Source organism: Streptomyces changanensis (assembly GCF_024600715.1).
GTDB classification, from domain to species: domain Bacteria; phylum Actinomycetota; class Actinomycetes; order Streptomycetales; family Streptomycetaceae; genus Streptomyces; species Streptomyces changanensis.
Genome location: NZ_CP102332.1, coordinates 2691672 through 2715839, shown reverse-complemented (window position 1 = coordinate 2715839; position 24168 = coordinate 2691672). Strand labels below are relative to the sequence as shown.

The following is a 24168-nucleotide window of genomic DNA, read 5'->3' as shown; positions in this document are numbered from 1 at the left end:
ATGGTGACGTTCGCGCAGGCGCAGGAGCGCGCCGAGGAGTGGATCAACGGCGACGTGCCGGCGTACCAGCACCGCGAGGTGCGGGTGCGGGAGTTCGAGCTGGGCTTCGTCGCGTGGGCCGAGGACCGCGCCGACGGCCCGTCGTCGGACGGCGGCCGGCAGCGTCTGGTCGTCGCCCGCGACAGCGGCGAGGCCACGCTGTGGCCGGGGCTGCCGGTGGGCGAGGTGATCCGCCGGTACGAGGAGGAGTACGGGGTGCGGGCCGAGGAGGCGCGGGACGCGGAGGCGGCACGGCCGCCGGAGCGCATCGACCTGAACCAGACGTCGTTCCTGCTGACGCCCCCGGAGTGGCTCCAGGACGCGGCGGACCGCATGGGCGTACCGGACGGACGGCGCGAGGACGCGACCGCGGGCGGCGCGGCGGGTACGGGCGGCGCGGCGGCTCCGGCCGGTGCCGCGGGTACGGCCGGTGCCGCGGGTACGGCTGGTGCTGTGGCCACGGGCGGCGGTCCGGAGCCGGGGCCCGGGACGCCGGGCGGGGCGCCGACGCCGGCGTCCGGTACCGGCCCGGCCGGCCCGGGATCCCCGGACGCCCCCGCCCCGCCGCCCTTCGGCACCCCCGCCCCGCCGCCTTTCGGCGCCCCCGGTCCGGCCCCGTCGGACGACGCGGGCGACGGTACGGGAACGGCGGGTACGGGAACGGCGGGTACGGGCCCTCGCCCCGCGACCGGTGGGAGCCCCGCAGGCGCGGAGACCGGAGACGGGCACACCGCAGGCGCGCAGACCGGAGGCGCGGGCTCCGCTCCCGCCTCCACGCCCGCCCCCGCCCCCACGCCCGCCCCCAGCGGCGGCATGGCCACGCCGCCGCCGTCCGCCTGGAACGACACGAGCACCCTCGGCGGCGCGGACGACGACGTCTCCGTACCGCTCCCGGCGACGGTCTTCGCCCCGCCGCTGTCCGGCGCGGACGACGACGACACCCCGCCCCCGTCCGTACCGGCGGACGCGCCCACCGCGCTGATGCAGGGCGGCAGCCAGCTGCCGCGCACCGCCGTCTCGCCCGCGCTCGGCACGGACGCGGTCCGCGCCGCCGACATCGCGGACGCGACGACCGGCAAGGCGGCCGTCACGCCGCCCGCGCCCGGCGCCGGTCCGCGCGGCGGCGGTCCGTCGACCCCGCCGCCGGGCGCCCCGGGCACCCCCGGCGCGCGGCCCGCGGCGAACCCGGCGACCCCGCCGCCCGCCGCCGGCGGGTACGTGCCCACACAGCTGATGTCCCCCCTCGGTCCGGGCGGCCCCCAGCCGTCGGGCGCCACGCCGCCGCCCGGAGCGGGCACGGTGGACCAGGCGCCGACGATGCTGGCGCACCCCGGTCCCGGCGCCCCCGGCGGCCCGGGTACACCCCCGCCCCCCGGCCCGCCGGGACGCCCCGGCCGCCCCGGACCTCCCGGGCCTCCCGGACCCCCGGCTCCGCCCGGGTCGACCCCGCCCCCGGGCGGCGGCTCCGCCCACCAGGCGGCCACGATGCTCGCCCACCCGGGCCCCGGCGGCCCCCTCGCACCCCCCGGCCCGCCCGGAGCCCCCGGCGTCCCGGGCGTCCCGGGCGTCCCGGGCGGAACGCCCCCCGGTGGCGTGCACCAGGCCGCGACGATGCTGGCGCACCCCGGCCCCGGCGGCCCGCCGGCGCCCCCCGGCCCGCCCGGCGCACCGGGTGCGCCCGGAGTCGTACCGCCGCCGGGCGCCCCCGGCCCGGTACCACCCCCCGGCGCGCCCGCGTACGGCTACCCGCAGCCCCAGCCGACCGGCCTGCCCGCGGTGGGCCCCGGCTACCAGGTCGTCCTGCGCTACCGCGCTCCCGACGGCTCCGAGGCGCAGATCATCCGCCGCTCCGCACCGGGCACGCCCCACCCCGAGTGGCAGATCCTGCACGAGCTGCGCGCCATGAACGTGCCGCCGCACCAGGTGCTGGAGCTCCACACCGAACTGGCCTCCTGTGAACTGCCGGGCGGCTACTGCGCCCGCATGATCCGGGAGACGTGGCCGCAGGCGCGGATCACGTCCATCGCCCCGTACGGGCACGACCACGCGAGCCGCCAGCAGGGCATGCGGCAGCTGATCGCCCACCAGGGCGAGCTGCACCAGGTCGCGGACGGGCCCGCCCGCCCCGCCCCGGTACGCGCCCCGCTGCCGCCGGTGCAGCCGGCCCCGCCGATCCCGCCCGAGGGCATCGCGCAGGAACTGGCGGGCGCCTTCGGACCGCACGGCATCCTCCGCTTCGACCAGCGGGCCGTGTCCCGCCAGGGCGTACCGGAACTGGTCGCGCGCACCCTGGTGTGGGCGGGCCTCCCGGCGGACTTCGGGCCGTTCTTCTGGGCGCAGCCCGCCCAGCCGGTCGTCCCGACCCTCGCCGAACTGGCCGCCCAGCGGCAGGTCCAGCCGGCGGCGGACGCGGGCTCGTACCTGGTGCTCGGCTCCGACTTCGGCCGCGCGCTCTGCGTCCAGTACGGCACGGCGCACATCGTGGCCGTCCCGGTGGAGGCGGGCCCGGGCGGCCGGCCGGTGGCGCCGCAGTTCGTCAACACGGGCCTGCCCGAGTTCACCCGCTGCCTGGCCCTCCTGGGCCGCATGTGGCGCCTGCGCTTCGGCCTCACCCCGGAGCAGGCGGGCCGCTGGACGATGGACTTCCAGGCCCAGCTCGCCATGCTGGACCCGGCGGCCCTGTCGTCCCCGGAGAGCTGGTGGTCGGTCCTGCTGGAACAGATGTGGGACGGCCTGCTGTAACCCCATGGAAAGGGCCCCGCCGCAGCACCTCGCGGCCGGGGCCCTTCCCCGCCTCACCGCACGGAAGCGGGCGGTCGCGCGGGCACGACGGGCTCGTTGGCACACCCGAGAGCCTTGACCATGACGCGGGCGGAGTGGAGGAGGTGGGTGTAGGGGACGCGGGGGTCGGTTTCGCCGGTGAGGGTGTCGGTGAGCTCGCCCCTGAGGAAAACGCCGGTCCGCTGCTCAGGAACCGCCTGCGGCGCTTGGCAGGCGACGTAGACCCGGTAGATCCCCTCGCCCGGCCTGGCGCTCTCCGCGCCGGGGGGAATCCAGTCAGACGTCAGGACGACATCGGCGTTGACCTTCGCGCGGGTACCCCGAGGGGTCTGCGCCCCGACGGTCTCCAGCGGGTCGTGTGACGTGCGGTAATCGAGGATGTAGTCACCCGGCCCGTCACCGTCTACGAAGCACATGTCCGCGCTGAATGAGTCGGTAGGGGAAGAGTCAGGTCTCCAGGCGCCGAGCTCTTCGAGAATTCGGTCCCGTGCCGCGTCGACACCGAGGTCCGCTCCGAATCGGAGTTCCTCTTGGGCCCTGCGTCGTTGCAGCCACGTGATGGCCGATGTGCCGAGGACCCCCTCACATCGTGCGCGGTCATCAGGCTTGGGTTCGTTCGCTGTCGGGCTGATGGCGCACCCACTGAGCCCCAGCAACAGCAGTACCGCGACCCATCCCCGCCGCATGTCAGTGCCCCCGTCGGTCATCGGTGTCGTTCAGACTGCGCCCACTCACGTACCGGTGCTCTGCCTGGTCCATGAGCGTCGAGACCTCGCCAGGACTGAGTCCTTGGGACCTCGCCCATCCCAGCAGCGGGACGACAGCCTGCCGCTCGCCCAGTCCGCGTGCCGCAGTCAGGCTGTCCACAGCATCGTCACTGTTGTCGTACTTGTTGGCCTTCAGCCAGTCCATCATCTGCGTCTGCACGTGCGTCTCTGCGGCACCGCCCACGGTCTCGATCGCGATCGGGATGAGGACGGCGCCGATGCCAGTGCCGGTGACGAGTGCCGTGCCCGCTCCGACGCCCGCCCCCACCACCGCCGACGTCGCGAAGCCCCGCCACGCCGCCTGCTTCTCCAGCTCGAGGTTGCGGCGCTCCGCGTCATCGGCGAACTCCTTGCCGATCGCCTCGGACCGGGCCTCGTCCAGCAGGCCGTGCATGTGGACGCTGTGTGTGCCTACGTGCCGTGCCGCGGCCGCGTCATCACCTTGTGCGGCCATTGCGCTGGCCCCGTACAGCTGTTGCGCGGCGGAGACCGTCTCGTAGGCGCTCTGCTCACTGGCCACAGCGCGGAGGAACTCCGCGCTCGGGTAGCGCCCGAAGTCGTGCAGTCCGTGCCGTTCCACACCGAACAGGACCTCGCGCCCGTTGTCCTCCCCGCTGCCACCGAAGTCATCGACGGAGTAGTTCAGGCTGTCGATGTATCCCGCCGCCATGCGGGCCAGGCTGGGGCGGATGCCGTCGTGCCTGTCGATGGCGGAAGGCGAGCCGTAGTACTCCACGACGTTCTCCATCAGGCTGTTACGGGCGGCGGTCGTCTCCGCCGACGTTCCGCTTGGCACCTGGGGGTTCACCGCGTCGTACGGGTAGCCCAGGGTCGCCGCCTCCAGGGCGTGGCCGAGGTGGGCGTAGCCGGGAGTCTTGCCGTCGCGGTCGGTCGGCCAGTCGCGGGCCTCCGCGTTGGTGGGCGCCTTGTCGACCAGGTATTTCCAGTGGTCGTGGTCCGTGAAGAACTCCAGCGACGCCCGAGGGTTGTGGCCCAGCGCTTCCAGGAAGCCGTTGACCGGGTCGTTGGCGAGGACCGGGGAGTCGGTCTCCGGGTACGTGAGGCGCTGGCCGCGGGTCGTGGCCCACAGCTCCTCGGGGCCGCCGTGGCGGGGGTTGGCGCGCTCGAACTCGATGAGCTCGCCGCCGTACGCGTTCAGGAAGCCGGAGTCCCACGTGCCGTGGCGCATCAGGGCGCTGGTCACCTGGAAGCCGTACGGGCCGTTCTCGCCGACGCGTTCGCCGCCCGCCGCGATGACGCCGCTCCGCCACGCCCGCATCTCGGGCGACGTGCCGTGGCTGGCCGTGGCGAGGGTCGTGCCGAGGTACTTCTGCGTGGCCGCCAGCAGCTCGGCGCGGGCGCTGTCGGCGCGCGGGCCCGGGTAGGGGCCGCCCGCGAGGCCGCGCCAGAACTCCAGCGTGCCTCGCGCGCCCAGGCGCGTCGCGAACGCCTCGGCGAACGCCGGGTTGTCGCGGTGGTGGCGCGCCAGGAGGTTGAACCGCTGGAGCTCCGCGTCCGTCAGGTCGGGGCCCTTGGCGGCGAGCCGCAGCGCGGCGTTCACGTCGGCGAGGCCCTGCGCGCGGTCGGCGTCCCGGAGGCTTCGGTAGCCGGTCTCGTCGAAGTCGTGGGTGCTGCGGGCGTGGCGGAGCAGTGCGCGGCCGGCGACGCGGTCGGTCTCCGACGCGGCTTCGAGGATCGCCGCGACCTCCTGCGCCGCCGCTTGGAGGACCTCCGGTGCGACGGGTTTGTCGGGTGCGGAGTTGTCGGCGTGCCGGACGACCCCGTGGGCCCTGCCCCGGGCGTCGAAGCGGACGTTCTCGGCGTGCCAGCGGGCCAGGGCGGCCGTCAGGTCGCGTTGGTGTCCGGCGAGGGCCGTGTGGGCGTCGCGGAGGACCGCGTGGACGCTGCGGGCCTCGGTGAGGATGTCGGTGAACTGGCGGGCGGTCGTCACCGTGAACGCCTTGGTGACGGTGGCGTTGTCGCCCTTCCAGTGCGCGGCCTTCGCCCGGGCGGCGAGGTCGGCCGCGCTCACGCCGTCGCCGCCCTCCGCGAGGGCCGCCAGCTTGCGGACCGTCTGCTCCCAGTGCGCGACCGCCGTGCCGAGCCTGCCGAGGCGTAGGTCGCGCAGCTCCTGCAAGGTGACCATGGTGTGCCGCAGCTCCCGCTCACTTGATCGCGTCCCAGATGCGGGACACCGGCATGTCGGTCGCGATCTTGTGATCGTCCTCGGCGTGGACGGACCGCGAGTGGTCGAGGTGGTTGGAGATGTGCGCGCAGGCGTCCTTCAGGGTGCCCAGCTTCGTGGTCCAGGCGTCGTGCAGCGCGTGCAGGGCGCGACCGAGGCCGAGGCCGTCGGCGGTCAGTTCGAGCGCGGCGTCGGCGGTGGCGGTACGGGCGTGGTCGCCGTCGCGTGCGACGCGGTCGCGGAGCTGCCGGGCGAGGTCGCCCAGGGCGCCGAGGACCTGGTCGTGCACGACGAGGTCCGCGTTGACGGAGGCCGTCCCGCGCGCGTCGGGCGGCAGCTGGTTGAGCCGCATGCGCGTCGCGGCGTCCCGCTTGGCCTGCTCCCACTCGTCCCACGCCATCGGCGCCCCCGTCGCTGTCCGCTGCCCGCTGTACGCGGCCGTGGCTCTGCGTCACCTGCGTACCACGCGACGGTACCGAGGCGGCGACTCTGCGGGCCAACGGTGGCTGGATTTGGGCGCGTTGCGGTGGGGTGGCCGGTTCACCGCCCCGTTGACGCGGGGCGGAACGGCCCTTCTGCTCGCGGGACAGCCGGGCCGTGGTGCCGCAGGGAGGGGTGTGGGTCACGCCGCCTTCACCGCGGCGACGTGGCGGGCGCGTTCCTCCAGGTCGCGGGCGGCGGGGAGGCCGCGGTACGCGGGGACGGCGCCCAGGAGCGTCCTGAGGTGGGCGTCACCGCGTGCGGAGGCGACCGTCAGGTGCTCGTCGAGGAAGGCGTGCCACGTGGCGCATGCGGCCTCCACGTGCCGCATGCGGAACTGCCGTTCCGCGATCACGCCCAGGCAGTGGAGGCGTCCCTGCCGCTCCTCCGGCGCGCGTACCGCGTTGGAGCGGCGCAGGCTCTTCACCGAGCCCTCGCCGTCGCCCAGGCACCAACGGACGTGGGCCTCGTGGAAGTGGTAGGCCGCCTCGTCGTAGCCGCCCACCGCGTCCCGCCGGTCGTCGGCCCGTGCGAGGGCGGTCTCCGTCTCGCGCAGGCGGGCGAGAGCGGCGTGCCGGTCGCCGACCATGGCGGACGCGTGCGCCTGCTGGCCCCGCAGGAACGCCACCAGGCGCGGCCCGGCGGCGGGCGCCGCCTCCGCCGCGCCGTCGGCCAGCTCCAGCGCCCTCGGCCCGTACCCGAGGTGGGACGCCTGGAGGCTCATGCCGCGCAGGGTGCGGCAGTACGTGACGTGGTCCTCCGCCTCCCCGGCCAGTCGCAGCGCCTTGACGTAGTACCGCTGGCCGAGGCCCTGCCGTTCCTCGTACATGGCCATCCAGCCGGTCAGGTAGACGAGGTCCGCGGCGGCGGCCCGCATGTCGCGCCGCACCCGCTCGGGGCCGGACGCCTCCAGCCACGGGCCGACCGTGTTTGCCAGGAACGCCGCCGCCATGGGGCGGGCGTGGCCGGCGCCGATCTCGTCCAGGATCTCCGCGACCTTGTCCGTCATCCGCCGGACCGTCGCCACGTCGCCGTCCCCGATGCGCACCGTCCGCCCCGCCCGGGCTGCCTCCGTCCGTCCGACCAGGTCCGGGAACGACGGCACCAGCAGGGTCGCGCTGTACAGGCCGGCGCCGAGTACGGCCCGACGTGAGGGGTCCATGTCCGCGCGGCTCAGCTCCAGTACCCCCGCGGCGACGCCGCGCTCCGCGTCGGGCCACGCCCCCCAGCCCAGTTCGGCGGCGGTCACGGGCCGGCCCAGCAGCCGGGAGAGCGCCTCCGCCACGGCGGGCCGGGCCTCCGCCCTGGGCACGCTGCCCCGCAGCCAGTGGGAGACCGTCGACTTGTCGTAGTGCAGCCGCAGCCCGAGTTCCGAGCCGACGGCGTTGACCCTGCGGGCGAGCTTCTCGTTGCCGACGCCGGCCTCGGCCATCAAGCGTGCCAGTGCCCCGTCGGGTGTGCGTGTCCGTGTCGCCATCGCGAACCCCCGAGTGTTCAACCCGTTCAACCGGACCTCCAGGGTGCCCGGTTCTCGACGGGGCCGTACCCGCGTTGGATGAATGTCGGCCGGACGGGGTGCGGGCGGGGATCCGTACCGCTCGTGTCCGTGCCGCACGTACCGCTCCGCCATGACTCCGCGCGAGGTGAACGACGATGACCACGCCCCCGACCCGGCACACCCCGGAACCACCACCGCCCGACGGCGGTCGCCTCGCCGAGGACGTCGAACTCGCCCTGCGGCTCGCCGCCGTGCGGCCGACCGGCGTGGTCGCCGACGGGGTGCGGGAGCGGCTGCGCGGGTACGTCCGGGCGTATGCCGACACGGCCGACGCGTACGCCCGGAGCCTCGTCGACGGGCGGGCGCGGGACGTCGCCGTCGCGACCGTGGCGCACGCCCGGGCCGTCGCCGCCGACCCGGTGCACGACCCGGCCGCGCACCTGCGGCTGCTCGCCAAGGGCGCCCACATGCTCGCCCGGTACGCCGCCGGCTCCGCCGGTGTGGGGGGCCGGTGGTGAGCGGCGGACCGGCGGCCGGCGGGGTGCCCTCCTCGGGCGGCGGGGCGCCGCTGCCGGACGGGGCGAGGGTGTTCGACACCGCCCGGATGAAGGTCGCCCTCGTCGTCGGTCCGCCCGACCGGGGCGGCTGGTACACGCTGACCGCCGCCTACGCGGACACCTCGTGGCGGGCCCGGGCCTGGACCCTCGTGCCGATGCCGCCGCCCGGCGCCGGCTCCGGCTCTGGCGCGGTCAGTCGTCGTCCGGGTCCGTGAGGACCGGGAAGCGGCGCGGGGCCAGGAGGAGCAGGGCCGCGACGGCCAGCGCCGCGGCCGCCGCCGCGCCCAGGTAGACGTACTCGACCGCCGCGTCCACCGCGCGGCGCAGGGTCTCCGACGCGGCCGGGGTGAGGGCGCCCGGGTCGTCCAGGGCGCGTGCCGCCGAGTCGAGGTCCCCGCCCGAGGTGCCGAGGCGGGAGATGAGGACCGCGTTGGCGACGGCGCCGAACAGCGCCGCGCCCACGCTCTGACCGATCTGGCGGCAGAACAGCACCGACCCGGTCGCCGTGCCCCGCTCCGACCAGCCGACCGTCGACTGGACGCCCACGATCAGCGGGAGCTGGAACAGGCCCAGCGCCGCGCCGAGCAGCAGCATCAGTAGCGCCGGCTGCCAGGGTGAACCCGGGTACGGCAGCAGCGGGAAGGCGAGGAGCGTCAGCATCGCCAGCGTCATGCCGAGGACGGCCGACTGCCGGAACCCGACCCGCCGGTACACGTGGTGCGAGAGCGACGCGCTCACCGGCCAGCTCAGGATCATCACCGACAGCACGAACCCGGCCGCCACCGGCCCGAGGCCCAGTACGGCCTGCGCGTACGTCGGGAGGAACACCGACGGCGCCACCATCAGCAGCCCGAGCGCGCCCAGCGCCAGGTTGACCGCCGCGATCGGGCGCCGTCGCCACACCCAGCCCGGCACGATCGGCGACGCGGCCCGGCGCTCCACCGCGACCGTCACGGCGACGAGCACCGCGCCCGCGCCCAGCAGTCCCAGCGACGGCGCCGACAGCCACGGCCACGCCACTCCGCCCTGCACCAGCGCGGTCAGCAGGACCGCCCCGGACGCGAAGACGAGCAGCGCGCCCGGCCAGTCCACCCGCGCCCGCCCCGACGCACCGGCACCGGCACCGGCACTGGCACCGGCACTGGTACGGCCGGGCTCCACCAGGTAGCGGGCCGTCAGCCACAGGGCGAGGGCGCCCACCGGCAGGTTCACCAGGAAGATCCAGCGCCAGTCGGCGTACGTGGTGAGCAGCCCGCCCACCGCCGGTCCGGCCACCGCCGACGCCGCCCACACCCCCGACAGCCGCGCCTGGATCCGCGGCCGGTCCTTCAGCGGGTACAGGTCCCCCGCGATGGTCTGCACCGTGCCCTGCAGGGCGCCGCCGCCCAGGCCCTGCACGACGCGGAACGCGATCAGCGACGCCATGTCCCACGCCGACGCGCACAGCAGCGAGCCGACCAGGAACAGGACGATGCCCGTGATGAGCACCGGCTTGCGGCCGTAGGTGTCGGACAGCCGCCCGTACACCGGGATCGTGACGGTGACGGCGAGGAGGTAGCCGGAGAACAGCCACGAGAAGAGGGAGAAGCCACCCAGGTCGGCCACGATCTGCGGGACCGCCGTCGCGATCACCGTGCCGTCCAGCGCGGCCAGCGCCACCGACATCATCATGGCCGCCACCACCGGGCCCCGGCGCAGGGCCTTCCCGCCGGGTGGGGGCGCCCCGGCGGCCCGGGTGGCCGCAGTGGCCGGGGTGGCGGCCGGTGCCGGTCCCTCGCCGTCCGTGCTTATGCCGTCCTTGCCCGTACCGTCCGCGCCTTCCGCCACCTGCGTCCCTTCCCCGTGCGGCCGTCTCACCCGACACCCTCTCACCGTGCGGCCCCCGGAAAACAGGTTGGGAGGGCCGGGCGCCCCCTGGTACCCAAGGGGGAGGGCCGCTCCTCCCCGGGGTCCCCCACGGGGGTGGGGACCTCGCGGAGGAGCCGTCCGCGCCCGGGCGGCCGTACGTCCGATCGGGGCGTGTACCGATCGGGGGCGTGTACCGGACGGAGCGGTTGCCGGTCCGCGCGGACCGGCACGGAGCGGACCGGCACTGACCCGAGCCGTCCGCAGCGGTCGCCGTCCGCCCCTGCGTCCGTAGCGGTCGCCGTCTGTCCCCGCCGTCCGCAGCGGCCCCGCGCCGGTTTCCCGGCGCGGGTGTCAGTGGGCGGGCGTAGGCTGAAGAGACCCCGGCCCGTCGTTCGTGTCGGGTCCTTCGTGCTGCCCAGCCCCCTACGAAGACACGGGACGGAAAGCCCCATGAGCCTGCACGGTCTGCTCGACGCCGTCGTCAAGGACCCCGCCCTCGCCGAGGCCGTCAAGGCCGCGGCCGACGGGCACCGGGGCCACGTCGACCTGGTCGGCCCGCCGGCGGCGCGGCCCTTCGCGGTGGCCGCGCTGGCCAGGGACGCCGGCCGCCCGGTGCTGGCGGTGACGGCGACCGGCCGGGAGGCCGAGGACCTCGCGGCGGCCCTGCGCTCGCTGCTGGACCCGGACACCGTCGTGGAGTACCCCTCGTGGGAGACCCTCCCGCACGAGCGGCTGTCCCCCCGCTCCGACACCGTCGGCCGCCGCCTCGCCGTGCTGCGCCGCCTCACCCACCCGTCCGCGGACGACCCGGCCGTGGGCCCCGTCTCGGTGGTCGTCGCGCCCGTGCGTTCCGTGCTCCAGCCGCAGGTCAAGGGGTTGGGCGACCTGGAGCCCGTCGCCCTGCGGACCGGGCAGCAGGCGGACCTGGACGAGGTGGTCGCCGGCCTCGCGGCCGCCGCCTACGCGCGCGTGGAGCTGGTCGAGAAGCGCGGCGAGTTCGCCGTGCGCGGCGGGATCCTCGACGTGTTCCCGCCCACCGAGGAGCATCCGCTGCGCGTCGAGTTCTGGGGCGACGACGTCGAGGAGATCCGGTACTTCAAGGTCGCCGACCAGCGGTCCCTGGAGGTCGCCGAACACGGCCTGTGGGCACCGCCCTGCCGCGAGCTGCTCCTCACCGACGAGGTGCGCCGCCGCGCCGCCGCCCTCGCCGAGGAGCACCCGGAGCTGGGCGAGCTGCTCGGCAAGATCGCCGAGGGCATCGCCGTCGAGGGCATGGAGTCCCTCGCCCCGGTCCTCGTCGACGACATGGAGCTGCTGCTCGACGTCCTGCCGAAGGGCGCCATGGCCGTCGTGTGCGACCCGGAGCGGGTGCGCACCCGCGCGGCCGACCTCGTCGCGACCTCGCAGGAGTTCCTGCACGCCTCCTGGGCCGCGACGGCCACCGGCGGCGAGGCCCCGATCGACGTCGACGCGGCCTCCCTGTGGGGCATCGCGGACGTCCGGGACCGGGCCCGCGACCTGGGCGTCATGTGGTGGTCGGTGTCGCCGTTCGCCGCCGACGAGGAGCTCGACGCGGACACGATCAAGCTGGGCATGCACGCCCCCGAGTCGTACCGGGGCGACACCGCGCGGGCCCTCGCCGACACCAAGGGGTGGCTCGCCGACGGCTGGCGCGCCGTCTACGTCACCGAGGCGCACGGACCGGCCGCCCGCACGGTCGAGGTGCTGGGCGGCGAGGGCATCGCCGCCCGCCTCGACGGCGACCTCACCGACATCTCGCCGGCCGTCGTGCACGTGGCGTGCGGCTCGATCGACCACGGCTTCGTCGACCCGGCGCTGCGCCTCGCCGTCCTCACCGAGACCGACCTGTCGGGCCAGAAGGCGGCCGGCAAGGACGGCCAGCGGATGCCGACCCGCCGCCGCAAGACGATCGACCCGCTCACCCTGGAGGCGGGCGACTACATCGTCCACGAGCAGCACGGCGTGGGCCGGTACATCGAGATGGTGCAGCGCACCGTGCAGGGCGCCACCCGCGAGTACCTCCTCGTCGAGTACGCCCCCGCCAAGCGCGGCCAGCCCGGCGACCGGCTGTACATCCCCACCGACCAGCTGGAGCAGGTCACCAAGTACGTCGGCGGCGAGGCCCCGACGCTGCATCGGCTCGGCGGCGCGGACTGGACGAAGACGAAGGCGCGGGCGAAGAAGGCGGTCAAGGAGATCGCCGCCGACCTGATCAAGCTGTACTCGGCGCGCATGGCCGCGCCCGGGCACGCCTTCGGGCCGGACACGCCCTGGCAGCGCGAGCTGGAGGACGCCTTCCCGTACGTGGAGACCCCCGACCAGCTGTCCACCATCGCCGAGGTGAAGGAGGACATGGAGAAGACGGTCCCCATGGACCGGCTGGTCTGCGGCGACGTCGGCTACGGCAAGACGGAGATCGCCGTCCGGGCCGCGTTCAAGGCCGTCCAGGACGGCAAGCAGGTCGCCGTCCTCGTCCCGACGACGCTCCTCGTGCAGCAGCACTTCGGCACCTTCTCCGAGCGGTACGCGCAGTTCCCCGTCGTCGTGCGGGCCCTGTCGCGCTTCCAGTCGGACGCGGAGGCGAAGGCCACCCTGGAGGGGCTGCGGGAGGGTTCCGTCGACATCGTCATCGGCACGCACCGGCTGTTCTCGTCCGAGACGAAGTTCAAGGACCTCGGCCTGGTCATCGTGGACGAGGAGCAGCGCTTCGGCGTCGAGCACAAGGAGCAGCTGAAGAAGCTGCGCGCCAACGTGGACGTGCTGACGATGTCCGCGACGCCCATCCCGCGCACCCTGGAGATGGCCGTCACGGGCATCCGCGAGATGTCGACCATCACCACCCCGCCGGAGGAGCGGCACCCGGTCCTCACCTTCGTCGGCCCGTACGAGGAGAAGCAGATCGGCGCGGCCGTCCGCCGCGAACTGCTCCGCGAGGGGCAGGTGTTCTACATCCACAACCGCGTCGAGTCGATCGACCGGGCGGCGGCCCGGCTCCGCGACATCGTCCCCGAGGCGCGCATCGCCACCGCCCACGGCCAGATGTCGGAACAGGCGCTGGAACAGGTCGTCGTGGACTTCTGGGAGAAGAAGTTCGACGTGCTCGTCTCCACGACGATCGTCGAGTCCGGCATCGACATCTCCAACGCCAACACCCTCATCGTGGAGCGCGGCGACAACTTCGGCCTGTCGCAGCTGCACCAGCTGCGCGGCCGCGTGGGCCGCGGCCGCGAGCGCGGCTACGCCTACTTCCTGTACCCGCCGGAGAAGCCCCTGACGGAGACCGCCCACGAGCGGCTCGCGACGATCGCCCAGCACACCGAGATGGGTGCCGGCATGTACGTCGCCATGAAGGACCTGGAGATCCGCGGCGCGGGCAACCTGCTGGGCGGCGAGCAGTCCGGCCACATCGCGGGCGTCGGCTTCGACCTGTACGTGCGGATGGTCGGCGAGGCGGTCGCGGACTACCGCGCCTCGCTGGAGGGCGGCGTGGAGGAGGAACCGCCGCTGGAGGTCAAGATCGAGCTGCCGGTCGACGCGCACGTCCCGCACGACTACGCGCCCGGCGAGCGGCTGCGCCTCCAGGCGTACCGGGCCATCGCCTCCGCGAACTCGGAGGAGGACGTCAAGGCGGTCCGGGAGGAGCTCACCGACCGGTACGGCAAGCTGCCGGAGCCGGTGGAGAACCTGCTGCTGGTGGCCGGGCTGCGGATGCTGGCGCGGGCCTGCGGGGTCGGCGAGATCGTCCTCCAGGGCGGCAACGTCCGCTTCGCGCCGGTGGAGTTGCGCGAGTCGCAGGAGCTGCGGCTCAAGCGCCTCCACCCGCGTACGGTCATCAAGGCGTCCGCCCGCCAGGTCCTGGTGCCCCGCCCGACCTCGGGCACGATCGGCGGCAAGCCGGTGGTGGGCCGCGAACTGCTGGCGTGGACGGGCGAGTTCCTGACGACGATCCTCGGCTCGTAGGCGTCGCCCGGCCGACGGGCGGATCCGGTGCCGGGGCCGCCCCCCCCGGCGTCGCCCGGTCGGCAAGCCGGGCCGGTGCCGGGGCCGGTACACGGGGGTGGGGGTCCGGTACACGGGGTGGCCCGGCGGTCCCCGCGGAGGGGCGGGCCGGGCACCCGGAGGAGCGGCGGGGTCCGGTGCCCGGCGGGCACCGGGGCCCCGCACCGGGTCGCGGTGACCGACCGGGCAGCCCCTAGGATGCGCCCATGCCCGCCCGTACGGTGACCCCGCCCGCGCCCCCCGCCCGCCCGGTCCGCCGGGCCCGCCGCAGGACGCTGCCCGCCGCCGTCCTGGCGGCCGCCGCCCTGGCCGTCGGCTGCACCCCGCAGCCCCCGGACGCCGGTGGCGGGGCGCCGGGTGGCGGGAGCGGGGCGGGCGGCCCGGCGCTGGCCGCCGTCGACACGCTCACCGTGAAGGGCCGCGCCCCGAAGACGGGGTACGCCCGCGAGGAGTTCGGCCGGGCCTGGGCCGACACGGACGGCAACGGCTGCGGGACCCGCGAGGACATCCTGGCCCGGGACGCCACCGACGTCCGGTACCAGGACGGGGAGCGCTGCAGGGTCGCGCGCGGCGTGCTCCCGCAGGACCCGTACACCGGCCGGCGGATCGTCTTCGCCCGCGGTGACCGGAAGGTCGACATAGACCACGTGGTCGCCCTCTCCGACGCCTGGCAGAAGGGCGCCCGGCAGTGGGACGCCGGGAAGCGGTTGCGCTTCGCCAACGACCCGCTCAACCTCCTCGCCGTCGACGCCTCCGCCAACCGCCGCAAGGGCGACGGCGACACCGCCACCTGGCTCCCGCCCTCCCGCGAGTACCGCTGCCGGTATGTGGCGCGGCAGGTCGCGGTGAAGAAGAAGTACGGCGTGTGGGTCACCGCCGCCGAGCGGGACGCGATGAAGCGCGTCCTGAACGGCTGCCCCGGCGAGCGGCTCCCCTGAGCCCGGCCTCGCGTCCTTGAGCCTCGCGTCCTTGAGCCGCGGGCCCTCGGCCGGGTCCCCCTGAGCCGCGCCCCCCTCCGCACGCCGGAAATGCGCTGGTCCGCGGCGGGCACGGATGTCTAGCCTGCGCGGATGGACGTCACGACGCACAGCCTCGCCGAACGCCCCGACCTGATGGACGCCATGTGGCGGATGCCGCACACGTGGCAGCCGTTCATGCTGCACGACCCGGTCTCCGACGTCGCCTACGACTGGATGGTCGACGAGGTCCCGGAGTACGTGCGGGTCGCGGTCGACGGGGCGGGGCGGGTGGTGGCGCGGGCGTTCAGCGTGCCGTTCGCGCTGCGGGCCGAGGGGCGCGGCGGGGCGCTGCCCGCCAAGGGCTGGGACCAGGTGCTGCTGTGGGCGATGCAGGACCGGCGGGCCGGCCGGACGCCGGACACGGTCAGCGCCATCGAGATCTCCGTCGCCCGGGACCTGCTGGGGCACGGCCTGTCGTCGGTGATGCTGGGCGCGATGCGGGACGCCGCGCGGGAGGCCGGGTTCGCCGAGGTGGTGGCGCCGGTACGGCCGAACGGCAAGCACCTGGAGCCGCACACGCCGATGGCCGAGTACGCCTTCCGCACCCGGCCGGGGGACGGGCTGCCGCACGACCCGTGGCTGCGGGTCCACGTCCGCGCGGGCGGCGTCGTCGACTCGGTCGCCCCGGCGTCCATGACCATCACGGACAGCGTGGAGCGGTGGCGGGAGTGGACGGGGCTGCCCTTCGACACCGACGGGCCCGTGGAGGTGGCGGGCGCGCTCGCCCCGGTGCGCTGCGAGGCGTCGCAGGGGTACGCCGTGTACGTCGAGCCGAACGTCTGGGTGCGCCACCGGCTGTGACGCCGGGCCGGCGTACGGCCGGTCAGGACCCGCCGGGCGTACCGAGGTCGACGACGTCGGCGGGGGCGGGCGGGCGCGCGGCGACCGGGCCGTCGGAGGCGCGGAAGGAGACCGTCGAGACCGTGCCCGGCGCGGCTCCGCCCCGGGTCTCGGTCCTCAGCAGGTACGGCTCGCCCTCGGCGGCGACGTAGGCGGTGGTGGTGGCCCCGCCGGCCGAGGCGGTCAGCTTCAGCGCCCTGCGGCCGTCGACGGTGGTCAGGCCGGCGCGGCGGGCGGAGCCGGCGCTCGCCTCCACGCCGGCGAGGAGCGCGTCCAGGTCGCACGGGTCGGGGCCGTCCGCCGGGCCCCGGTCGGCGGGGTCGGTGCGCAGCCAGCGGCCCCCGAGCATCGTGAGGACCCGCTCGGTCCGCTGCGGCGAGCCCCGCCCCCCGCCCGCGCGTTCCACGCGCAGGTACGCCTCGTCGAAGCGCACGTACGCCTCGTCGCCCGTGCGGATCAGCTCCATCGTCCCGGTGGTGCCGACGGTCAGGGTGCCCGCGCACCGCCCGTCGGCGCCGACCGCGAGGAACGCCCGGGTGGAGCTCCCGCCGTCGCGGCTCCTGGTGACGTCCAGCCGGAGGGACGGGGCCGCCTTCGTCGCCGAGAGGGCCCGGTGGAGCACCTCGGGGCCGGTGAGGCCAGCCAACGGGACGGTCGTCCCGGCGCTCCCGCCCAGGGGGCCGGAGCCGGTGGGGGAGAGCGCGGCGAGGGCGGCGAGCCCGAGGGCCAGGGCGGCCGCGGGGGCGACCTTCGGGCGGGGGGCGGGCATCGGCGGTTCTCCAGGCGCGGGGGCGGGGGAGACGGTACGACCGGGCCGGGCCGGCACCGGGGCCTGGCGCCGGGGCGGGGCCGGGGCCGGGTGCTGCGGTGCGGTCGGGACCGGGGCCGGGGACGTGCGGCCGCCCGCCGCCGCCGGAGGCGGGGCGGGGGCCGGGACCGGGCCGGCACGGCGGTACGGGGCGGGGCGGTACGGGCCGCGCGGGTGTCCGGGCCGGGGCGGGCGGGGGCGGGCGGGTGGTGCGGGCCCGGGTCGGTCGGCCAGGCCAGGCGGGGTGTCCGGGCCGGGGCGGGCCGGGCCGGGCCGGGCCGTCAGAGCGTGAGCTCCCACTGGTGGGCCTCGTAGTCCATGCCCGGCGTGACCTCGACGGTCAGCGACTTCGCACCGGCGGGCACGTCGAAGGCGTAGGTGCCGGTGGCCTTCTTGCCGGGCGCGACCGTCCCGCTGATCCCGTCGAGGCCCTCGTCGTGGACCTGCCCGGCCGTCACGCCGTCCTTGCCGGCGCGCGCCTCCAGGAAGGCGGTGTCGGCGTCGTACTTCTCCTTGCCGGCGTTCTCGACGACGACGGTGACCCGGTACGCGGTGTTGCCCTCGGTGTGGCCGTCCGCCGCCTCGGTCGGCGAGTACACGGCGGCCGCCGAGACGGTGATCTGGAGCTCGTCGTCGTAGACGACGGTCTCGTCCGCGCCGAGCACCTCCGGCACCGGCGTGGCGGACGCGCCGGCGGCGCCGCCCTTCGCCCCGCCACCGGCCGTCTCCTTGGGAGCCGTGGAGGACAGTTCCTTGTCGAGCTTGGTGACGGCCTCGTCCACGGCCTTGAAGGTGAGGAACGCGCCGACGGCGGAGAGGACCAGCGCCACGAGGCCCAGGACCGCGCCCGCCGTGGTGACGCCCTTGTTGGTGGCCTCGCCCCGCTTGGCGCGGCCCCGGCCGGAGAGCCCCAGGACCAGGGCGATGAGGCCGAGGATGCCCGCGAGCCAGAAGAAGAGCGGGATGAAGCCGGAGACGGTGCCGATGATGCCGAGCACCAGGGCCGCGGTGCCGAGGCCGTTGCGTGCCGGGGAGGCCGGCGCCGGGGCGGGGGCGCCGTACTGGGGCTGCTGCGAGGAGTGGGACATGGCTGGGAGCCCTCCGAGACGAGGAGACGAGGAGACGAGAGACGAGGAGACGCGACGAAGACGGGACATGACGACGTGCCGGCGGTCGGGACCCGGTGGCAGCCCCGTTGTGGCGACGGAGCCATCACAGCAGAAGCTTGTGAACCGAGTCAACACGGTTCACGCGTTACGTGTCGGCTCACGCTGTGGGAAAGTGTGTACCGAAGCGGCCCGTAAGATCGGTGCACACCGCGGACGGAGGGAGCGGCCACGTGCCGGACAACGCAACTGAGGTCACCGCCGCCGGCATCGCCAGGCTCGCCGGGGTCGGCCGGGCCGCCGTCAGCAACTGGCGCCGCCGCCACGCCGACTTCCCCAAACCGGTCGGCGGTACGGAGACCAGCCCGTCCTTCGCCCTCGCCGATGTCGAGCGGTGGCTGCGCGACCAGGGCAAGCTCGCCGAGGTCCCCCTGCGGGAACGCGTCTGGCAGCAGGTCGCCGGCCACCCGGCGGGGGCCCCCACCGCCCTCGTCCACGCCGGGTGCGCCCTCCTGCTCGTCCACGAGGCCCCGGCCGCCTGGCGGGAGGCCGCCGCCGCGCCCGGCGACCACCTCGCCGCGCTGCTGCCCGCCCTCCTCGACGGCGCCCTGACGGCCCGCCTCGGCCCCGAGCGCGCCGTTCCCACCCCCACCGCCGACGGCCTCGGCCCCTCCCTGCCCCTGCTGCGCGCCGCCGCCGAGCTGGCCGCCGCCGAGCCCGGCGGGGCCCCCGGCGCCTTCGAGTTCCTGCTCGGCCGCCACCTGGACGCCAACCCCCGCCAGTACACCCTCACCCCGCCGGGCCCCGCCGCCCTCATGGCCGCCCTCGCCGCCCCAGCCGGCCGCTCCGGCGGCGCCACCGTCCTCGACCCCGCCTCCGGCACCGGTGCCCTGCTGCGCGCCGTCGAAGGGCCGGCCGCCCTGTACGCGCAGGAGGCCGACCCGGACCTGGCCGCGCTCACCGCGCTGCGCCTGGCCCTGCACACCGGCGCCGGGGTGCACGCCCGCGCGGGCGACGCCCTGCGCGCCGACGCCCACCCGCACCTCGCCGCCGACGCCGTCGTCTGCCACCCGCCCTTCAACGAGCGCAACTGGGGCCACGACGAGCTCGCCTACGACCCGCGCTGGGAGTACGGCTTCCCCGCCCGCACCGAGTCCGAGCTCGCCTGGGTGCAGCACGCCCTCGCCCGGCTCCGCCCCGGCGGCACGGCCGTCCTCCTCATGCCGCCCGCCGCCGCGTCCCGCCGCTCCGGCCGCCGCATCCGCGCCGACCTGCTGCGCCGCGGCGCCCTCCGCGCGGTCGTCGCCCTCCCGGCCGGCGCCGCGCCCCCGTACGGCGTGCCGCTCCACCTGTGGGTGCTGCGCCGCCCCGGCGGCCCGGCCGCGGGCGGGGCCCCGGCACCGGAGCTGCTGCTCGTCGACACCAGCGAGCACGGCGCGGCCGGCCGCGACCGGCTCGACTGGCAGGCCGTCCACACCGCCGTGCTCGACGCCTGGACGCCGTTCGCCCGGCACGGCACCGCCGTCGAGCGGCCCGGCGCGAGCCGGTCCCTGCCCGTCATCGACCTCCTCGACGACGACGTGGACCTCGCGCCCGCCCGCCACCTGCCGCCCCCGGCCGCGGGCGGCGGCGCCGCGGAGCTGGCGACCGTGCGCGACCGCCTCGCCGACCAGCTGCGCCGCACCGCGCGGCTCAACCCGCCCGCCGAGCCTGCCGCCCCGCCCGCCCCCGGCCACCCCGCCCCGCCGCCCCGCCCGCCGGGCGTCACCGTCGGCGAACTCGCCCGCGCCGGCGCCCTGCGCCTCCACGCCGGCACCACCACCCCCGCCCCGGGCCCCGGCCCGGCGGGCCGGCCCCGCGTCCTCACCGAACAGGACGTCCTCACCGGCCAGGAGCCCACCGGCGCCCTCCCCGAGGGCCCCGCCGACGAGGAGCCGGTACTGCTGCGCGCCGGCGACGTCGTCGTCCCCGTCCTCGGCGGCGGTTCCGTCGCCCGCGTCGTCGACGGGGCCGCCGAGGGCGCCGCCCTCGGCCGCAACCTCCACCTGCTGCGCCCCGACCCGGCCGCCCTCGACCCGTGGTTCCTCGCCGGGTTCCTGCGCGGCTCCGCCAACCAGCGCCGGGCCAGCAGCTACGCGTCCACCGCGACCCGGCTCGACGTGCGCCGGCTGCGGCTGCCCCGGCTCCCGCTCGCCGAACAGCGCCGCCACGGCGAGCGGTTCCGCGCGCTCGCCGAGTTCGAGGACGCGTTGCGCGAGGTGGGCCGGCTGGGGGAGCGACTGGTGCGCGGCCTGTACGACGGGCTGACGGACGGCACGATCGAGGCGTGAGACCGGACGGGCGATCCGCGCGACCCCGGGGTGGCCGCCGGTGCCGCTGTATACGCTCGTCCCCGAACCCGCGTGTCCGCGCGTCCGACGCGACGACCGCCCGGCCCCCAGGAGCAGCCATGTACGGCCCCGGCCCCGTGCCACCGCAGCGGCCCACGGCGGCCCGAGTCGTCGTGCCGCGCGTCCTGTTCGCCGTGCTGCCGCTGCTCAGCCTGGGCTTCCTCACCGGTGCGACGACCCTGCGGCTCGCCGTGGTCACGCGCCGGACGCGCGACTGGTGGCTGTTCGGCGTCTCCGTCGTCGCCTCGGTCACCTGCCTGGTGTTCGTCCCCGAGGACATCGAGACCCTGCAGGCGAACCTCTCGGTGGGCGGACTCCTGCTGAACGCGGCCCTCTTCACCGGGTACTTCCTCTACGCCGACATCCGGCACCACGACCCGCGCCGCGCGCACGGCGCGGGACGCTCGCCGTACGGGACGACGTACCCGCGGACCGGCCACGGGTACGGGTACGGCCACCCGCAGCCGCAGGTCCTGCCGCAGCCGGGGCCGTACGGGGGGATACCGCAGACGCCCGGCCCCCTCACCGCCCCGCCGGCGCACCAGCCCCAGCACCACCGGCCGCAGCCGCAGGCCCCCGCGCAGCACACACCGCACCCGCAGCCGCAGGCCCCCGCGCATCCCCAGCCGCAGGTCCACCAGCAGGCCCACCCCCAGCCGCAGACCGCGCCGCACCCCCAGCCGCAGTCCGCACCGCCGCGCATCCAGCAGGTCCGCGCCGAGCTGGACGAGCTGAGCGACCTCCTCCGCAGGGAAGACGGCAAGTGAACGGACGGGTCATCACCGACCGGTACGAACTGTCCACGCTCATCGGTCAGGGCGGCATGGGCCAGGTGTGGACGGCGTACGACCGGCGCCTCGACCGCCGCGTCGCCGTCAAGCTGCTGAGGCCCGACCACATGGCCGCCGCCACCGGGGCCGACGAGATGCGCCGCCGCTTCGTCCGCGAGTGCCGGGTCACCGCGCAGGTCGCCCACCCCGGACTGGTCACCGTCCACGACGCCGGCAGCGACGACGACGACCTGTACCTCGTCATGCAGTACGTGGAGGGCGCCGACCTCGCCGACCACCTCGCCGAGCACGAGCCGTACCCGTGGACCTGGGCCGTCGCCGTCGCCGCGCAGCTGTGCGCGGTGCTCGCCGCCGTCCACGCCGTGCCGATCGTCCACCGCGACCTCAAGCCGCGGAACGTGATGGTGAAGCCCGACGGCACCGTCACGGTCCTCGACCTGGGCGTCGCGTCCGTCGTCGACACCGACACCACGCGCCTGACGCACACCGGCTCGCCGATCGGCAGCCCCGCCTACATGGCCCCCGAGCAGGCCATGGGCGGCGCCGTCGGCCCGTACACCGACCTGTACGCCCTCGGCGTCCTCCTCCACGAACTGCTCAGCGGGACCGTGCCGTTCGCCGGGTCGACCGCCCTCGGCGTCCTGCACCGCCACCTCTACGAGCCGCCCCAGCCCGTACGGCGGCTGCGCCCCGAGGTCCCCGAACCGCTGGAGGCGCTGGTGCTGCGCCTCCTCGCCAAGGACCCCGCGCACCGCCCGTCCGGCGCGCAGGAGGTGTACGAGGCGCTCACCCCGCTGCTCCCCGCGCCCGGTGCGGGCCCCGTCGGCGCCATGGACCCCACGCGCCCCTTCCTCCGCCCGTTCGCGCCCTGGCCCGGCCGGGCCGCCGCGCCCGCCGCCCCGCCGCACGTGCCGCCGCCGCCCGCCCACGCCCCGGCCGGCGCGCCCGCCGGCCGCCCGGACGTGGCCGCCGCCGTCGACGAGGTGAAGCGGCTGCTCGGCGAGGGCCGCATCACCCAGGCCGTGGACGTCCTCGGCGCGATCCTCCCGGCCGCCGCCGCCGAGCACGGCGAGCACTCGGCGGTCGTGCGCATCCTGCGCCGGCAGTACGCCTCCACCCTCATGGACGACGGCCAGTACCGGCGGGCGCTGCCCGAGCTGCGCCGGCTCGCCGACGACCGGGCCGCCGAGGCGGGCCCGGCCGACCCGCAGGCCCTGCAGTACCGCTACGACGCCGCGCTCTGCCTGGAGCAGCTCGGCGAGGCGACGGCGGCCCTCGCCGAGTACCGGGCGATCCTGCCGCACCACGAGGACGCCCGGCGGCAGCCCGGCGGGGACGCGGGCCGCGCCTTCGACATCCGCCACCGCATCGGGCACCTGCTGCTCACCGCGGGCGACCACTCGGCCGCCCACCGGCACCTGCAGGACCTGCTGTACGACACGGAGCGCACCTACGGCCCCTACCACCCGCTCGCCGCCGAGCTGCGCCGGGCGCTCCAGCACCAGCAGCAGGTGCGCGGCGCCTGAGCGCGCCCGCGCGCCGGGCCCGGGCGCGGCAGCGGCCAGGCGACCGCCCCGGCCCGGGCGACCGCCCCGGCCCAGGCGACCGCCCCGGTCCGGGGTTCGTTCCCGCCCGGGGTTCGTTCCCGCCCGGGGTTCGTTCCCGCCCGGGCAGCGGCGACGCCCAGGCGGCCGCCCGGTTCGTCGCGCCGCCGTGGCGAGCGCCCGGCCGGGCCACCGACCCGGCGGGGGCAGCTGCCCCGGCCACAGCCCCGCCCAGGGGTCGGCCCCGACCGGGCCGCCGCGTCACCCGGGCCGTCGACCGCGAGTGCGCCGCCGCCGCTCAGGCCGCCGACCGGGCGTGCGCCGCGTCGCTCAGGCCGCCGACCTGAAGTACGCCGACTCCGCGACGCGGCCCAGCGCCGCGAGGCCCGGTCCCGGCACGTCGGCGGCGAGGACGACGACGCCGCCCGGGCCCGCCAGCTCCCGCACCGCGGCCGCGTCGACGCCGTCGTTGACGACGACCACCCCGTACCGCCGGTCCGCGACCCGCTCGCGCACCGCCGGGTCGCCGAGCGCGCCCCGGACGAGCCGCGTCCCGGTGTCGTCGCCCGGACGGCCGCCGCCCAGCGCCAGGTTGCCGCGCACCACGTCCTCGCGGGTCGGGGTGGAGTCCAGCGGGTCGACGACGGTCAGCCGCGCCTCCACGCCGTCGCGCCGCAGCATCCGCCGCAGGGCCGCCGCGAACAGCCCGTGCACCGTGCCGACCTCCAGCACCTCCAGCTCCCCGCCCCGCGCCGGCGCGAGGACCGGCAGCGCGGCGAGCCGACCGCACACGTCGGAGACCGACCCGCCGACCCCACCCGCGCCGAGCGCCTCCAGCGCCACCAGGTGCCGGTAGGCGACGGTGACGTCGCCGCGGACGCGTTCGGCGGGCAGTCCCGTGACGTCCCGGACCTCGCCGACGAGCCGGTCCACCTGGGTGGGGGTCGGCATGCGGTGCGCGTCGCGCCCGGCGTGGTCGAGGAGCAGTCCGAGCCCGTAGCTCTGCCGGCGCAGGTCGGCCAGTTCGTGGTGGAGGGCGTCGAGGTCCTTCTGGAACGCGGCCGTGACCCGGTCCATGCGCTGCTCGACCAGCGAGACGGCGGGCCGCAACAGGCGCCGCGTCAGCGGGTTGTTCAGGAGAGGGGGCATGCGGGGCAAGCTACGCCCCGGCGGCACCCGCGCGGGTCACGTCCCGGTGGTGCAAGGGTGAAGTCTCGGTGGCGCGCCGGTGACCCGCACGCCGGAGGCGCACGACCGGCCCGAGGAGCTCGACCGCCGCGACCGCCGCGCCGGCCCACGGCCCCGGCGGCCGGAAGACCCACGTCACCGTCGCCCGCCGGACGCCTCCGCGGCGACCGGCCCCAGGTACGCGCCCACCGGCCGGCCCCCGCACCGCCACCCCGCGAACCGGGGCGCGGCGACCCCCGCCACCCCGCGCGTGCCGGGCGGCAGGACGGCGCGCACCCCGCCGTCGTCCACGCGGACGTCCACCGCG

General features: G+C 76.4%; 18 protein-coding genes. 9 read left to right on the top strand and 9 right to left on the bottom strand.

The genetic code is table 11. From position 1 onward, the window contains the following. Nucleotides 1–2781, top strand: coding sequence for an SUKH-4 family immunity protein (locus NRO40_RS12000; protein ID WP_257375405.1), 2781 nt, complete (start codon nt 1–3; stop codon nt 2779–2781). 53 nt (nt 2782–2834) lie between these two features. Here the strand turns inward: NRO40_RS12000 and NRO40_RS11995 are convergent, their stop codons facing one another. The 4 genes from NRO40_RS11995 to NRO40_RS11980 form a co-directional block, all read right to left on the bottom strand. Further along, complete coding sequence (locus tag NRO40_RS11995; RefSeq protein ID WP_058945153.1) at nt 2835–3527, bottom strand: hypothetical protein; 693 nt, start codon at nt 3525–3527, stop codon at nt 2835–2837. Continuing rightward, nucleotides 3508–5733 carry a DUF6571 family protein gene (locus NRO40_RS11990; protein ID WP_058945152.1) on the bottom strand — a complete coding sequence of 742 codons (2226 nt, stop codon included), beginning with the start codon at nt 5731–5733 and terminating at the stop codon, nt 3508–3510. The genes NRO40_RS11995 and NRO40_RS11990 overlap by 20 nt, the downstream gene beginning before the upstream one ends. A gap of 19 nt (nt 5734–5752) precedes the next feature. After that, the gene (locus NRO40_RS11985; protein ID WP_058945151.1) at nt 5753–6172 is read right to left on the bottom strand and encodes a hypothetical protein; all 420 of its coding nucleotides are present in this window, start codon (nt 6170–6172) and stop codon (nt 5753–5755) included. Nucleotides 6173–6394: 222 nt separating this feature from the next. Then, nucleotides 6395–7729 (bottom strand): hypothetical protein, encoded by a 1335-nt coding sequence (locus NRO40_RS11980; RefSeq protein WP_058945150.1) that lies wholly within the window; start codon nt 7727–7729, stop codon nt 6395–6397. A gap of 176 nt (nt 7730–7905) precedes the next feature. Here NRO40_RS11980 and NRO40_RS11975 point away from each other — a divergent pair, with 176 nt between their 5' ends. Continuing rightward, nucleotides 7906–8268 (top strand): hypothetical protein, encoded by a 363-nt coding sequence (locus tag NRO40_RS11975; protein ID WP_058945149.1) that lies wholly within the window; start codon nt 7906–7908, stop codon nt 8266–8268. After that, entirely contained in the window at nt 8265–8522 is a 258-nt protein-coding gene (locus NRO40_RS11970; protein WP_157901950.1) for a hypothetical protein, read from the top strand. Before NRO40_RS11975 ends, NRO40_RS11970 begins: the two co-directional genes overlap by 4 nt. On the opposite strand, the gene NRO40_RS11965 is transcribed toward NRO40_RS11970, so the two are convergent. Then, entirely contained in the window at nt 8500–10134 is a 1635-nt protein-coding gene (locus NRO40_RS11965; protein ID WP_408056994.1) for an MFS transporter, read from the bottom strand. The two genes, NRO40_RS11970 and NRO40_RS11965, sit on opposite strands and share 23 nt — an antisense overlap. A 471-nt stretch (nt 10135–10605) precedes the next feature. Between NRO40_RS11965 and mfd the strand changes: the two genes are divergently transcribed. From mfd to NRO40_RS11950, 3 genes are all read left to right on the top strand, one after another. Further along, nucleotides 10606–14136: a transcription-repair coupling factor gene (gene mfd, locus NRO40_RS11960; RefSeq protein ID WP_058945147.1), complete on the top strand. Its 3531-nt coding sequence runs from the start codon at nt 10606–10608 to the stop codon at nt 14134–14136. Nucleotides 14137–14381: 245 nt separating this feature from the next. Further along, nucleotides 14382–15113, top strand: coding sequence for an HNH endonuclease family protein (locus NRO40_RS11955; RefSeq protein WP_079047516.1), 732 nt, complete (start codon nt 14382–14384; stop codon nt 15111–15113). Nucleotides 15114–15245: 132 nt separating this feature from the next. After that, nucleotides 15246–15995 carry a hypothetical protein gene (locus tag NRO40_RS11950; RefSeq protein WP_058945146.1) on the top strand — a complete coding sequence of 250 codons (750 nt, stop codon included), beginning with the start codon at nt 15246–15248 and terminating at the stop codon, nt 15993–15995. A gap of 22 nt (nt 15996–16017) precedes the next feature. On the opposite strand, the gene NRO40_RS11945 is transcribed toward NRO40_RS11950, so the two are convergent. Both NRO40_RS11945 and NRO40_RS11940 read right to left on the bottom strand, forming a co-directional pair. After that, on the bottom strand, nt 16018–16803 hold the full coding sequence (locus NRO40_RS11945; RefSeq protein ID WP_058945145.1) for a hypothetical protein: 786 nt from the start codon (nt 16801–16803) through the stop codon (nt 16018–16020). 320 nt (nt 16804–17123) lie between these two features. Further along, nucleotides 17124–17930, bottom strand: a complete 807-nt coding sequence (locus NRO40_RS11940) for a DUF4190 domain-containing protein (RefSeq protein ID WP_058944891.1) — start codon at nt 17928–17930, stop codon at nt 17124–17126. A gap of 251 nt (nt 17931–18181) precedes the next feature. Between NRO40_RS11940 and NRO40_RS11935 the strand changes: the two genes are divergently transcribed. The 3 genes from NRO40_RS11935 to NRO40_RS11925 all read left to right on the top strand — a co-directional run bounded on the left by NRO40_RS11935 (nt 18182) and on the right by NRO40_RS11925 (nt 22655). Further along, on the top strand, nt 18182–20278 hold the full coding sequence (locus NRO40_RS11935; protein ID WP_058944890.1) for an N-6 DNA methylase: 2097 nt from the start codon (nt 18182–18184) through the stop codon (nt 20276–20278). Nucleotides 20279–20397: 119 nt separating this feature from the next. Continuing rightward, nucleotides 20398–21105, top strand: a complete 708-nt coding sequence (locus tag NRO40_RS11930) for a hypothetical protein (RefSeq protein ID WP_058944889.1) — start codon at nt 20398–20400, stop codon at nt 21103–21105. Next, a complete protein-coding gene (locus NRO40_RS11925) occupies nt 21102–22655 on the top strand; it encodes a serine/threonine-protein kinase (RefSeq protein ID WP_058944888.1) in 1554 nt (517 codons plus the stop codon). The genes NRO40_RS11930 and NRO40_RS11925 overlap by 4 nt, the downstream gene beginning before the upstream one ends. Before the next feature lie 348 nt (nt 22656–23003). Here NRO40_RS11925 and NRO40_RS11920 read toward each other — a convergent pair whose 3' ends face one another. Together NRO40_RS11920 and NRO40_RS11915 are read right to left on the bottom strand one after the other, a co-directional pair. After that, nucleotides 23004–23822, bottom strand: a complete 819-nt coding sequence (locus tag NRO40_RS11920; protein ID WP_058944887.1) for a hypothetical protein — start codon at nt 23820–23822, stop codon at nt 23004–23006. Nucleotides 23823–23996: 174 nt separating this feature from the next. Beyond that, nucleotides 23997–24164, bottom strand: coding sequence for a hypothetical protein (locus tag NRO40_RS11915; RefSeq protein ID WP_257375404.1), 168 nt, complete (start codon nt 24162–24164; stop codon nt 23997–23999). Nucleotides 24165–24168: the final 4 nt, after the last annotated feature.

What these genes read in the sequence shown, in the direction of transcription:
- NRO40_RS11940 (WP_058944891.1), bottom strand. Translation starts at nt 17,930, where the DNA reads ATGTCCCACTCCTCGCAGCAGCCCCAGTACGGCGCCCCCGCCCCGGCG.
- NRO40_RS11995 (WP_058945153.1), bottom strand. Translation starts at nt 3,527, where the DNA reads ATGACCGACGGGGGCACTGACATGCGGCGGGGATGGGTCGCGGTACTG.
- NRO40_RS11950 (WP_058945146.1), top strand. Translation starts at nt 15,246, where the DNA reads ATGGACGTCACGACGCACAGCCTCGCCGAACGCCCCGACCTGATGGAC.
- NRO40_RS11955 (WP_079047516.1), top strand. Translation starts at nt 14,382, where the DNA reads ATGCCCGCCCGTACGGTGACCCCGCCCGCGCCCCCCGCCCGCCCGGTC.
- NRO40_RS11945 (WP_058945145.1), bottom strand. Translation starts at nt 16,803, where the DNA reads ATGCCCGCCCCCCGCCCGAAGGTCGCCCCCGCGGCCGCCCTGGCCCTC.
- mfd (WP_058945147.1), top strand. Translation starts at nt 10,606, where the DNA reads ATGAGCCTGCACGGTCTGCTCGACGCCGTCGTCAAGGACCCCGCCCTC.
- NRO40_RS12000 (WP_257375405.1), top strand. Translation starts at nt 1, where the DNA reads ATGGTGACGTTCGCGCAGGCGCAGGAGCGCGCCGAGGAGTGGATCAAC.
- NRO40_RS11980 (WP_058945150.1), bottom strand. Translation starts at nt 7,729, where the DNA reads ATGGCGACACGGACACGCACACCCGACGGGGCACTGGCACGCTTGATG.
- NRO40_RS11975 (WP_058945149.1), top strand. Translation starts at nt 7,906, where the DNA reads ATGACCACGCCCCCGACCCGGCACACCCCGGAACCACCACCGCCCGAC.
- NRO40_RS11920 (WP_058944887.1), bottom strand. Translation starts at nt 23,822, where the DNA reads ATGCCCCCTCTCCTGAACAACCCGCTGACGCGGCGCCTGTTGCGGCCC.
- NRO40_RS11930 (WP_058944889.1), top strand. Translation starts at nt 20,398, where the DNA reads ATGTACGGCCCCGGCCCCGTGCCACCGCAGCGGCCCACGGCGGCCCGA.
- NRO40_RS11985 (WP_058945151.1), bottom strand. Translation starts at nt 6,172, where the DNA reads ATGGCGTGGGACGAGTGGGAGCAGGCCAAGCGGGACGCCGCGACGCGC.
- NRO40_RS11990 (WP_058945152.1), bottom strand. Translation starts at nt 5,733, where the DNA reads ATGGTCACCTTGCAGGAGCTGCGCGACCTACGCCTCGGCAGGCTCGGC.